We start from the raw sequence: 12,413 nt of genomic DNA, 5'->3' as shown, positions 1-12,413 counted from the left end.
GGGGTGCGAGGGGGGTGCGGACGACGGCGTCCGATGCGCAAGCGTATGCGATACATCGCTGTATGCAATACGGAGCCGTATGCGATACATCACTGTATCGAGCGCGCTAGGATCGGACCCGCGCACCCGCGCCCACCACCCTCCGAGGGGAGACGCACGCATGGCACGCGCCGAGGCCGCCGCCCCCGAGGAGGCCGCGACCACCAGCACCCGCCGGCAGCGCACCCGCGAGCGTCTGCTCGACGCCGCGTTCGACCTGTTCGCCGAGGAGGGTTTCGAGGCCGCGTCCATCGAGGCGATCTGCGAGCGCGCCGGCTTCACCCGCGGCGCGTTCTACTCCAACTTCGCCGACAAGGCCGAGCTGTTCATCACCCTCGCCGCCCGCGAGCACCGGCGCCGCATGACCGAGCTGCGCGACGCCATCGCCGCCGGCCTGCCCGGCCTCGACCCCGGCCGTGAGCTCGACCTCGACGCCATCGGCCGGATCGTCGCGCACCTGCTCGGCGCGATCTCCGACGACCGCCGCTGGCGCCTGCTCCGGGCCGAGTTCGACCTCGTCGTCATGCGGCACCCCGAGATCGCCGCCGACTACGTCGCCCGCGACCAGACCCTCATGGACGAGCTCGCCGACGAGATCGACCGGCTCGCCGAGCTGCTCGGCCGCCGGCTGCTCATCCCCGCCCGTGGCCTCGTCCGGCTGCTGAACTCCGGCTACCTCGCCGACCTGCGCCTCGCCGACCTGTGCGGCGGCACCCCCGGCGCCCCGACAGCCCCCGAGCTCGCCGCCCAGTGGCTCCCCGTCGTCGCCGAACGCCTCACCGAGCCCCTGGCCGCGCCCGGCCGGAACGCCCCCGGCTGAGTCGTCGCCGGCCGGTGACGTCCGGGGGCCGGCGCCCGCGGGTGCTGGATGCGGGCGGGCGCCGTCGCCGGTCCGCCCTCCTCGTCCGCCTCACCCCGGCTCGGCGATCCCCTCGTCGCGCAGGTGTCGCACGATCCGGAGCTCCTGGCGGTGGTCGCGTCGGGTCGTGTCGATGGTGACGACGGCGTCGGACCAGCCGCGCCTGACCATGAAGTCGATCTGGTTGCCGACGGAGGTGGTCAGGGGTGCGAGCGACCGCCAGCGTCCGTCGAGGAGCTGCGGTCGTCGGACGACGACCCGGGTCTCGGGGTTGCGGCGACCACGCAGTGCCTCGAACCGGCCTCAAACGAGAGAGCTGTCGACGGTGCACGATCCTCTTCCTCCGCCGACCCCGGCGGTCGACGTCGATCCGACGGCTCGGCGGGGTCGGGGGCGGTCGGTGGTGGCGCTCAACGCGACAGGCCCAGCGTCGCGATGAGGTCCTCGTGCAGCTCGAACCACACGCGGTGGCAGGAGTCGCGGTCGGTGGCGGTGATCCACGCAGGCTGCGCGCGGGCTCGCTGCAGGGCGCTCGTGAAGCGCTCGTGGTAGCCGCTGAACCGCGCCAGGTGCGCGGTCAGGCGGCGCTCGATCCCGGCCAGCGCCGCGGCGGGGGCCTGCAGCGCCGTGGTCGTGGCGGCGACGGACGGCGTGCGCTCGCCGACGCCCAGGTCGGCCAGCTGCCACGCGGTGCACGCCGCAGCCACGGGGTCGTTGTGCCGCAGGAACTCCCGGTGGGCGGCCTCGACCGCTGCCCGGGCGCCCGTGGCGTCCAGCTCTGCCGCCAGCAGCAGCTCGCCGTGGGCCTTGCCGGACTCGGTCAACGACCAGCCGGCGTCCCCGGCGAAGGACGTGAGCGTGACCCAGCCGTGCGCCTCGGCGTCCAGGAGCTGCTCGGCGACCAGGTCGACGGGCGCGTGCGTGCGTGCTGCGACGCGGGCGGTGGCGGCGTAGCCCATCGTCCGCACGGCGTGCAGCACCCGGTGCTCGAGGGGGGAGGTGTGGCTCATGACTCGTCCTGGTCGTCGGTCGTGGTGACCGTGCCCGCGGTCCCGTCGACGGTCACGCGCTGACCGTCCCTCAGGGCGGACGTCGCGTCGGGCACGGCGAGGACCGCCGGGATGCCGAACTCCCGAGCGACGATCGCCGCGTGCGCGAGCAGGCCGCCGACCTCGGTCACGACGGCGGCGGCTCGAGCCAGCACGGGGGTCCAGGCCGGCGAGGTCGTGCGGCAGACCAGCACGTCCCCGGTGGCGAAGCGGCGGAAGTCGTCGAGCCCGTCGACGACGCGTGCCGTCCCCCGGGCGGTGCCGGGACTGGCGGGCGTGCCCGTCGCGAGGACCCGGCGGCTCGCAGGTCCGGCAACCGCCCGATCGCGGTCCAGGTCGGCGAGCGTCGTGATCGGGCGGGACTGCAGCACCCAGGTGGTGCCGTCCGCGATCGCCCACTCGACGTCCTGGGGGCACCCGAGCAGCGCTTCGAGGCGGCGCCCCGTCCCTGCGAGCTCGAGGACCTGCGCCCGCCTCAGCGGCTCGCCCGGCCGACCCGCGCGGCGGACGACGGTGCGGCCGTCGACCGTCCACGACCAGGGCGTGACGGTCCCGCCGACGACCGGCTCGCCGGTCCCGCGGCCGGCCTCGACCACGACCTCGTGCGCTCCCGTGACGGGGTGGCGGGTGAACATCACGCCGGCGACCTCGGCGCGGACGAGGGCCTGGACGATCACCGGCACGGCCGGGGGAGGTTGCCGGCCGGTCCGGGCGGCGTAGGCGACGACCCGCGCGCTCGTGCCCGAGCCCGCGACGCGACGGATCTCGTCGACGACCTCGGCCGGACTGCTCAGCCCCAGCGAGGAGTGCAGCTGACCGGCGAACGACGCCTCGGCCCCGTCCTCGTGCTGCGCGGAGGAGCGCACGGCGACCTGCGGTGCGCCGAGCTCGTGCAGGGCCGCCTCGATCTCGCCGACCCAGGCGTCGGATCCCCGCGCGTCGACGACCACGAAACCGGGTGGGACGGGGGTGCCGGCCCGCAGCAGCCGAGCCAGGTTCGCGGCCTTGCTGCCGCACCGCTCGTCCGCCTCACCCAGGGGGACCAGCACCGCTCAGGACTCCGGCGCCGCGCTGCTGCGGTGCAGGACCCGACCCAGGCGCTGCTGGGCGGCCTGCGCCGACCCCAGCCCGAGCGGCTCGGCGATCTGCGGCCACGTCATCCCGGACGCCCGTGCGGCGAACAGCAGTCCGGACTCGATCTGGTCGAGCTCGGCGCGGGCGGGGGCCAGCAGGCGCAGTGCAGCGTCCAGGACGGCCGGGTCGACGGTCTCCGGGTGCCGGGCGCTCCACGCGGCGAACCGGACGAGGTCGACGTCGGACGCCGGCTGCCCGGGGTGCTGCCACGGCCGCGGGGCGAGCCCGGCGGCTCCTGCCCGGTTCACGGTCGCGCGGGAGCGGTCCAGGGCCGCTGCTCGGTGCAGGTCGTCGGCAGGCATGGGACCACCTCACCGCATCAACGCGGTGTTGTCAACAGTCTGTTGATAACCGTGCGCCTGTGGTCCTGCGGGCGTCGCGAGGGCGGGGAGGGTCAGCGCACGGCGCTGGTCCCGCCCTCGCGCTGCCCCGGAACGGCGTCGGTGCGGGGCGCGTCCCGGCTCATGTCCGGCCCGCCGTGGGCATGCCGCAGCGCCAGGGCTGCGCGCGCCGGCGCGGGCAGGGCCCGCAGCGCGGCCAGCCGCTCGAGGTGGACCGCACGGCGCAGGGCGCGGTCGGCCGCGGCGACCTCCGCAGCCGTGCCGTCCGACGCCTCGGGCACCGGCGTCAGCACCGCCTGTCACACTGGCGAATCATGGAGTGAGGGTAGAACATGACTGACGGTCGTGGAAGTCGGGCGCAGCACCCCGCCGCGCGGCGCCCGGCCCCTCCGCACGGTCGGCGCCCGGTCAACGAGGAGCGTGCAGGCCCGTCGTGCGGCTGGTCGGGCTGGTGATCGCCCGGCGGACGGCGGCGTCCGTGGCCAGGATCTGCACGTGGTGCCGGGCACGGGTCACCGCCGTGTAGAGCAGTTCTCTGGTGAGCAAGGGGGAGCCCTCGGGCGGGAGCACGAGGGCGACGCGGTCGTGCTGGCCGCCCTGGGCCCGGTGCACCGTGCTGGCGTCGGCCGGGGCGGCAGCAGGCAGGAGGTGCGGACGCACGAGCTGCGGGTCGTCGGGGTCGCCGAACGCCACGAGCGGTCCGCCGTCGCCGTCGACCACCACGCCGAGGTCGCCGTTCGCCAGCCCCGTGGCGGTGTCGTTGGCCGTGACCGTCACCGGCCGGCCCGGCGCCCACGGGCCCGTCGGGCCGCCCGTCGCCGCGTCGACCCAGCCGCGCGCCAGGCCCTCCCACCGGGCCAGGCCCGCCGGGCCGCGGCGGTGCGCCACCAGCAGGCGGTGCGCCGGCAGGGCGCGCAGGGCGGCAACGGCGTCACCGGCGCGGGCGGCGTCCACCAGGGCGGTGCCGGCGGCGACCACGTCGGCGCGCAGGGCGTCGAGAGCACCCGCGTCGTCCGGGGCGGCCAGGGTGGCGTGCGGGCCGCCCGCGTGCAGCAGCGCCAGGGCCGTGCCGGCGTCGCCCGCGCGCACGGCGTCCGCCAGGGCGCCGAGATCCGTGCCGAACCGGTGCCGCACGGTCAGGCGCACCACGGCGTCGTCGCGCGCCGCCACCAGGTCGCCGAGGACGGCACCGACCTCGACCGACGTGAGCTGGTCCGGGTCGCCCACGAGCACGAGCCGCGCGTCCGGGCGGACCGCGTCGAGCAGGCGCGCCAGCAGCGGCAACGACACCATCGACGCCTCGTCGACCACCACGACGTCGTGCGGCAGGGGGTGCCGGGCGTCGTGGCGCGGGCGCGCGGAACCGGGGTGCAGGCCGAGGAGCGCGTGGAGCGTGCCGCCGGGCGTGCCGGCCAGTGCCGGCAGGTCGGCGTGGACGGCCTCGGCCAGCCGTGCCGCGGCCCGTCGCGTCGGAGCGGCCAGCGCCACCCGGGGCACCGTGCCGGCCGGGTCCTGCACCACGTCGTGCAGCACGGCCAGCACGCGGGCGACCGCGGTCGTCTTGCCCGTGCCGGGCCCGCCCGTCACCAGCGTCAGCCGGTGCCGGGCCGCGTGCTCCGCGGCCTGGCGCTGCCGCTCGTCGCCGGGGCCGGGCAGGTGGCGGTCCAGGGCCGCGCGCAGCGCGTCGTCGCCCACGGCCGGCCGCGCGGCCAGGCGTGCGTCGACCGCGCGGCCCACCACCTGCTCGTCGCGCCACCAGCGGTCCAGGTACAGCCGGTCGTCGACGAGACGCAGCGGACGGTCCCCGGGCGGGCCCGGCACTCCCGGCCCCGCCCGCCCGTCGTCGACGAGGACGCTGCGCCGGACCGCGTCCGCCCACGCCGCCGGGTCGGGCCACGGCACGTCCGGCACGGCACCGTCGTCGGCCGCCACCGACGCGGGCAGGTCCGCCAGGACCACGCACGACGACCCCGCGCGCACGGCCCGCACCGCGCACGCCGCGGCCAGGTGCACACGCTCGTCGTCCTCCCCGCCCAGGGCGCCCAGGCGCTCGGCGACGCGCACGTCCGCGGACGTCAGCACGCCCGCCGTCGCGAACGCCGCCAGGAGCGGGCCCGTGCGCCAGGGGACGCGCGGGTCGCCGGGATCGGCCGTCACGCTCATGCCGCCCGCCCGCCCAGCAGTGCCGACAGGTCCGTGACGAGCGCCGTCGGCGGCCGCCACGAGAGCACCCCGCACGGTGCGCCGTCCACGACGGGCGTCCGCGGGCCGACCATGCCGCGCACGAACAGGTACACCCCGCCGCCCAGGTGCACGTCCGGGTCGTAGCCGGGCAGCCGCCACCGCAGGAACCGGTGCAGCGCCACCGTGTACAGCAGCAGCTGCAACGGGTAGTGCGCGTCGACCATCGCCCGCACCAGCGCGTCGGGACGGTAGTGCCACGCGGTCACCGGCTCGTCCGGGGCCGCGAGCCGGTTCGTCTTGTAGTCCACCACCACGTACCGCTGCCGCCCCGCCGCGGCGGGCACTCGCAGCACCGCGTCGACGCTGCCCGTCAGGTACCCGCGCAGCAGCGTCGGCGCCCGGCCCGCCGGGTCCAGCGCCGCCAGGCGGTCCGCGTAGCCCGCGAACGGGTCGGCCGGCGTCAGGTGCGTGCGCAGCAGGTCCGCGACGTCCGCGAGCCGGGCGGCGCGGCGTCCGGTGCCGACGTCCCCGCCCGCCAGCGGCAGCTCCACGTCCAGCTCGGCCAGCCGGTCCGCCGTGGCGACGTCGGCCAGCGCCCGCCCACCCAGCAGCGGGCCGCACGGCGTGCGCAGCGTCGGCACCAGCGCCGCCGCCAGCGCCCGCGGCTCCGGCCCCCCGGGGCGCCACGCACGCACGCACCGGTCCAGCACCTCGCCCGGCAGGTCGTCCGCACCCGTGTCGACGTGCTGCAGGACGTCGTGCACCACCGTGCCGAACGCCGTCCCGCCCGGGAGGTCGCTCCACGGCGACCCGACGGCCCGCAGCGCCGCCGCAGCGTCCGGGCTGCCCGCCCCGCCCGGCCGGTCCGCCGGCGCCCGGTCCTGCTCGTCGACGACCCCCGTCTCCTCGGGCTCGTCACCCACGCCGGCCGCCGCACCCGTCGGCCCGCCCGCCACCGCGTGCGCGTCGGCCGTCAACCCCGAGTACGACGTGCGCCGCCACGTCACGTCCACCGACCGCCCCAGCCGCGCGACCTCCAGCTCCGGGACCCCCGGCACCGGCGCCGACCACCGCACCGGGCCCGGTGCCGCCGTCACCGCCTCGTGCACGACCGTCCCGCCGCTGCGCGCCGCGAGCGCGTCGAACGCCGCAGCGGCCTGGTCGTCCCGCGGCACCGGCACCGTCGCCGGCGGGCTGCCGTCCGGGCCGCGCCCGCCCAGCACCAGCCGGCCCACCGCCCCCGACGTCGACACCGTGCTCGGCGCCCACCACACCACCACCCGGCTGCTCGCCCGCGTCAGCGCCACGTACGCCAGTCGCAGGTCCTCACCGGCCTCCTCCGCGTGGTGGCGCTCGCGCGCCTCGTCGTAGCCCGGGCTGCCCGGCCCGCCCACGTGCAGCACCCGCGCACCCGACGGCGCGTGCAGCCGCAGCACCTGCGGCGTCCGCGGCACGAACCGGTCCCACGCGAACGGCACCATCACCACCGGGAACTCCAGGCCCTTGGCCGCGTGCACCGTCACCACCTGCACCGCCGCCGCATCGGTCTCCAGCCGGCGGCTGCGCTCCGTCGCGTAGTCCGCCCCGGCCTCCTCGATGCGCGCCCGCAGCCACTCCGTCAGCGCCGCCGGACCCAGGCCGCGCTCGCGGGCCTCGCCGTGCAGCACCTCCCCGACGTGCCGGACGTCCGTGACGGCCCGCTCGCCGTCGACCCGGGCGAGCAGCCGGGCGTGCAGGCCGCCCGCCACGGTCGCCTCCAGGAGGGCCGCGACCCCCTGCGTGGTCAGCACGTGCGACCACCGCTGCACGCGCCCGGCCAGGCGCTCGTGCGCGGCCGGGTCGTCGGCCGTCAGGTCGTGGGCGTCCCACCCGACGAACGGGGTCAGCGCGGCCGCGGCGGTGCGTCGGCGGTCGTCGGGGCGGGCCAGGGCGTGCAGCAGCACCAGCCAGTCCCGGGCCGCGGGGGTCGCGAACACGCTCGACAGCCCGGAGACCACCGCGGGCACCCCCGCGGCCACGAGGGCGTCCCGCGTGGCCAGGGCGTCGGCGTTGCGGCGGGCGAGGACGGCGACGTCGCCCGGACGCAGCGGCCGCCACCCGTCGCCCGCGGCCACCTGGTCGTGCTCGAGCGCGTGCACCACCTGCGCGGCCACGTCGCGGTGCACCAGCGCCCGGACCGGGCCGACGCGTGGTGCGGCGCTGGTGGCGCCGACCGCCCGCCGGTCGACGCGGCGCAGCGTCACCGGCGGCCCGCCGCGCACGCGCCGGCCGGGGCGGGCCGCGCGCACGGGGTGCACGACGATCCGCGGGTCGCCGAGCGCGGTGCCGCCGAGCAGGTGCGCGAGCCCGTCCAGCAGCGGCGCGTCCGCCCGCCAGCTGTCGGGCAGCGTCGCCGTCCGGGCACCGGCGCGCGCCGCCAGGTAGGTGTGCACGTCCGCGCCGCGGAACGCGTAGATCGCCTGCTTGGGGTCGCCGATCAGCACGAGGGTGCGGTGCCCGGCGAAGGCCGTGCGCAGGATCTGCCACTGCACCTCGTCGGTGTCCTGGAACTCGTCGACCATGACGACGTCGAACCCGGCCCGCACCCGCTCCGCGGCCAGCGGCCCGGTCTCGGGGTCCGCGAGGGCGTCGCGCAGCAGCACCAGCAGGTCGTCGTAGTCGACGACCCCCGCCGCCCGGCGCCGCGCGACCATCCGCGCCCGGGCCGCGGCGGCGAGGCGGCGGCGGTGGTCGGCAGGGCTGCCGGGCGGGGCGTCGACGGGCTCGAGGTCCGCCGCGTGGTCGCTGACCGCGGCCCGCGCCACGGCCCGGGCGTCGTCGAGGGCCAGGACGGGGGCGTCGTGGTGCACGTACGCCGCGAGGTACAGGTCGTCGACGACCTCGTGCTCCAGCGCGGCGACGTCCGGCACCAGCGCGGCGCCGGGCTCGACCGTGCCGCCGCCCGCCGCCGTGCCCAGACCCCGCAGCACCTGCTGGCAGAAGCCGTGCGTCGTCGTGATCGTGGCGGCGTCGACCTGGCTCAGCGCCACCGTCAGGCGCGCCCGCCGGCGGGCCAGCTCGGCGTCGTCGACGGCGGCGAGGTGCCGCACGAGCGCGTCGGGGTGCGTGCGGGCCGACGGGTCGCGCAGGGCGCGCTCGGTGCCGACCAGCCGGGCGCGCACGCGGTCGCGCAGCTCCCCGGTGGCCGCGCGGCCGAACGTCACGAGCAGCAGCCGGGGCAGCTCGGCCACACCCTCGGCGACGTACCGGGTCGTCAGCGCGGCGATCGTGAACGTCTTGCCCGTGCCCGCGCTGGCCTCCAGCACGGTCGTGCCCGTCGGCAGGGCGCCGAACAGGTCGAACTCCTCGGTGGGCGGCCCCGCAGCCGCGGTGCTCACGGCGGGCCTCCCCGGGCGTGCACGAGCAGCGGCTCCCACACCTCGCGGGCGAGCGCCCCCAGCAGCGTCGGCTCGTCGGGCCACCGGGTCCGCTCGACGTCGCCCGGGGTGCCTGCGACGTCCAGGAGCCGGGCGTGCGGGCCCCAGGCCAGCACGTGGTGCTCGTCCTCGTGCTCGTGCCGGTCCTCGAACGCGTGCTGGGCGTCGACGAGCGCCCCGGCGGGGTCGTCGTGGCCGTGCCGGCGGGCCGCGTACGTCGCGGCGGCCGCGACCGGCAGGGGCAGCGGCTCGGTCAGGGCCCGGTCGTGCACCGCGACCAGCCGCCCCAGCACCTCGTGCGCCGTCGCGGGGTCGGGGGCCGCGAGCCACGCCGTCGCGGCGGTGGGGCGCGTCCCCGGTCCGCGGCCCACGGTCGCGGCGCCGCGCAGGGCGCCGCCCGCCGCCCCGCCCGCGGACGCGACCGCCGCCAGCAGCGCGACCCACGTGCGGAGCCGCTGCCGCGCGGACAGCCGCGCGTACGCGCCCCGCACCAGCAGCGCGTCGTGCACGTCCGGCACGGTGCCCGTGAGCAGGCGGCCGTCGGCGAGCCGGACGTCGACGGGCACCGTGCGTCGCGGCGACGTGCACAGCCGCCCGACCGCCTCGGCCACCGCGTCCACGCGGGTCGCGACGTCCAGCAGCGCGGCCGTGCCGAGGCGCCCGGGCGGCACCTGGCCCCGGCGGCGCTCGGCCGCCAGCGCCCGGTCGGGGTCCACGCCGTCGAGGCGGGCGGTCAGCAGCCGCTCGCCGACGGCCCGTGCCACGCGCGCGTCGAGCACCAGCGGCAGCCGGTCGTCGAGGTCGTCGACCTCCCCGGGCACACGCACGCCCAGCCGGTCGCCGACGAACGCCCGCACCGGGTGCACGAGGACCCGCACCAGCGTGTCGAGGTCGAGCGTGCCGCCCGCCGGCGGCGGGGGCAGCGGCGCGTCGAGCAACGGCGTGCGGCCGGTGCGGGGCCCCCGGGCCGCGCGGGCCGCCGCCAGGTCCGCCTCCGCGAAGCTGAACGGTCCCGGCCGTCCGAGCGCACCGGGCACGAAGCCGCGCGCGTCCACGGTCTGCAACGGGTGCCGCACCACCAGCGCCGACCGGGCCGGGCGCCCGCCGGGGAGCGCGACGCACTCGTCGACGGCGTCCAGCAGCTCGCCCACCGGGACCGCCGGTGCCTGCACCGCGCCCGTGCGCTCGTCGGCGCCGCTGTGCACGACCACGAGGTGGTCGACCGCGCTGGTCACCGCGTCGAGGAAGAGCTGGCGGTCCTCCGTGCGGCGGTCCCGCTCGCCGACCAGCGGGTCGCGGGCCAGCAGGTCGTCGCCGTCGGGCGAGGTCGCCCGCGGGAACGCGCCGTCGTCGGCGCCGAGCACGCAGACCACGCGGTGCGGGACCGCGCGCATGGGCTCCAGCGAGCACACCGTCAGCGCCCCGGTGCGGAACCCGGCCCGGGTCGGGCGACCCTCCAGGTGCGGCGCCAGCAGCGCCACCACGTCGGGCAGGCGCAGCGGCACGTCCTCGTGCCCGGCGCCCCCGTCCCGCAGCCGGGCGAGCACCCTGGCCGCCTCGACCGGAGCCCAGGGCTCGTCGTCCGGGGCCAGCGCCAGCAGCGTCAGCGCCCGCTCCAGGGTCGCGTGCCAGTGCGCGGCCGGGTGCACGCCGTCCAGGTCGCCCAGCAGGGCGGTCAGGCGGTCGAGCAGCTCGGCCACCCGCCCGACGAGGTCGACGTCGGTGCTCGCCACGTCGTCCAGCGGGAGCGCGGCGCCGACGAACCGGTGGTCCTCCTCGGCCATCGCGACGCCCAGGAGCAGCCGGTCGGTGCCCGTCCGCCACGTGCCCTGCGCCAGCCCGGCGAGGCCGTAGCGGGCGCGGCGCCCGACGTCCTCGCCCCAGCGCACACCCGCGTCCAGGGCCCAGGCGCGCAGCCGGGCGAGGTCGTCGTCGTCGAGCCCGAACCGGTGCCGCACGGCCGCCAGCCCGGCGAGGTCCACCACGGCCGACGCCCCGACCCGGGACCCGGCGAGCGCGAGCAGGTCCGCCAGCACCCGCAGCAGCGGGTTGGTCCGGGCGGGGGAGCGGTCGGCCAGCCGCACCCGCAGCGAGCGCCCGGGGTGCGTCGGGACGTCGTCGTCGTCGACCGCGCCGAACGTCGCGACCACCAGCGGCGCGAACGCCTCGACGTCCGGGCAGAGCACCAGCACGTCGCGCGGCTCCAGCGTCGGGTCGTCGGCGAGCAGCCCGAGCAGCACCTCGCGCAGCACCTCGACCTGGCGGGCGCGCCCGTGGCAGGCGTGCACCTGCACGCTGCGGTCCTCCGGCACCGCCGCAAACCGCCCGCCCGCGGGGGTGCGGCGGTCGTCGCGCAGCGCGCCCTGCACGGCACCCAGCACGGTCGGCGGCGGGGCCGGGGCCGGGTGGTGCACGACGTGCGCGCCGCGGCCGACCAGCCGGGCGCCCAGCTCGGCCGCGTCGCGGGCCGACGACGCCAGCACGGGGTGCGCCGCCACGGCCGGCACCGTGCGGCGCCGGGGTGCGTCGCGGGTCGCGCCCGTGGCCGCCGCGTCCCACAGCTCGGGCGAGGGGTGGGGGAGCCACAGGTGGACCTCGCGGTGCGCGGCCAGCGCGTCCAGCACGTCCAGGTGCGCCTGCGGCAGGCGGGTCGCGCCCAGCACGTGCAGCCGGCCCGGCAGGTCGACCGCGTCGCGCCGCTCCCGGACCGCGGCCACCGCCGCCGCGAGCCGCTCCGCCGGGCTCGGCACGCCGACGCGCTCGCGCACCAGCCGCCACAGCGGCGGCTGCCACACCAGGTCGTCGGGCACGGGGGAACCCGCACCGTCCTCGTCGCGGCCGTGCGCCCACGCGACGACGAGCGCCGGGCGCTGCGTGCCGTACGCCGCGAGCAGGCGGGCCGTGCGCCGGGCGAACGCGCCGCGCCGGGCGGCCCGCACCTCGTCGCCGCCCAGGTGCCGGCGCAGCGGCTCCGCCCACGCCTGCCCGGACGCGACCGCGTCGTCCACCGCGCGCAGCACGTGCCACGTCAGGCGGTCCGGGTCCCAGGGGTCCTCCTCGGGGTCGGTCCCGCCCGCAGCGGCCACCACGTCCCGGACCAGCCGCCCCGGCGGGTCCAGCACGAGACGCGCGCACACGCCGCCCTCGCCGTCCGCGCCCGTGCCCAGGTGGTGCGCGAGGCGCTGCACGAGCCACCGTTCGACGCCCCGGGTCGGCACGGCGACGACCTCGGGCGCGAACGGGTCGTCGGGCGGCTGCGCCAGCAGCCGGGCGAGGTGGTCGACGAGGACGTCCGTGCGGGGCGAGGTGTGCACCACCAGCCCCGTCGTCGTCACGTCCCGCACGCTAGCCCAGCGCGCCCACCCGGCCCGGGGAGCCTGTGGACGACGCG

8 protein-coding genes are annotated in these 12,413 nt (G+C 78.6%); 1 reads left to right on the top strand and 7 read right to left on the bottom strand.

From position 1 onward, the window contains the following. The first annotated feature begins 160 nt into the window (after window positions 1-160). On the top strand, window positions 161-859 hold the full coding sequence (locus BKA21_RS19285; RefSeq protein WP_160158513.1) for a TetR/AcrR family transcriptional regulator: 699 nt from the start codon (window positions 161-163) through the stop codon (window positions 857-859). Between the two features lie 449 nt (window positions 860-1,308). Here the strand turns inward: BKA21_RS19285 and BKA21_RS04280 are convergent, their stop codons facing one another. The 7 genes from BKA21_RS04280 to recC all read right to left on the bottom strand — a co-directional run bounded on the left by BKA21_RS04280 (window position 1,309) and on the right by recC (window position 12,357). Continuing rightward, on the bottom strand, window positions 1,309-1,908 hold the full coding sequence (locus BKA21_RS04280) for a hypothetical protein (RefSeq protein ID WP_140458484.1): 600 nt from the start codon (window positions 1,906-1,908) through the stop codon (window positions 1,309-1,311). Further along, the gene (locus BKA21_RS04275) at window positions 1,905-2,996 is read right to left on the bottom strand and encodes a PEP/pyruvate-binding domain-containing protein (RefSeq protein WP_140458485.1); all 1,092 of its coding nucleotides are present in this window, start codon (window positions 2,994-2,996) and stop codon (window positions 1,905-1,907) included. The genes BKA21_RS04280 and BKA21_RS04275 overlap by 4 nt, the downstream gene beginning before the upstream one ends. 3 nt (window positions 2,997-2,999) lie before the next feature. Further along, entirely contained in the window at window positions 3,000-3,383 is a 384-nt protein-coding gene (locus BKA21_RS04270; RefSeq protein WP_140458486.1) for a hypothetical protein, read from the bottom strand. A 92-nt stretch (window positions 3,384-3,475) separates the two neighbouring features. Next, window positions 3,476-3,715: a hypothetical protein gene (locus BKA21_RS04265; protein ID WP_140458487.1), complete on the bottom strand. Its 240-nt coding sequence runs from the start codon at window positions 3,713-3,715 to the stop codon at window positions 3,476-3,478. Window positions 3,716-3,830: 115 nt separating this feature from the next. Then, entirely contained in the window at window positions 3,831-5,585 is a 1,755-nt protein-coding gene (gene recD / locus BKA21_RS04260) for an exodeoxyribonuclease V subunit alpha (RefSeq protein WP_140458488.1), read from the bottom strand. Then, window positions 5,582-8,983: a UvrD-helicase domain-containing protein gene (locus BKA21_RS04255; protein ID WP_140458489.1), complete on the bottom strand. Its 3,402-nt coding sequence runs from the start codon at window positions 8,981-8,983 to the stop codon at window positions 5,582-5,584. Before BKA21_RS04255 ends, recD begins: the two co-directional genes overlap by 4 nt. Further along, window positions 8,980-12,357 carry an exodeoxyribonuclease V subunit gamma gene (gene recC, locus BKA21_RS04250; RefSeq protein WP_239072917.1) on the bottom strand — a complete coding sequence of 1,126 codons (3,378 nt, stop codon included), beginning with the start codon at window positions 12,355-12,357 and terminating at the stop codon, window positions 8,980-8,982. Before recC ends, BKA21_RS04255 begins: the two co-directional genes overlap by 4 nt. Window positions 12,358-12,413: the final 56 nt, after the last annotated feature.

It is taken from the genome of Cellulomonas oligotrophica, assembly GCF_013409875.1.
In the GTDB taxonomy this organism is placed as follows: domain Bacteria; phylum Actinomycetota; class Actinomycetes; order Actinomycetales; family Cellulomonadaceae; genus Cellulomonas; species Cellulomonas oligotrophica.
The sequence above is the reverse complement of the archived record's forward strand: the minus strand, read 5'-3'. Positions and strand labels throughout refer to the sequence as shown.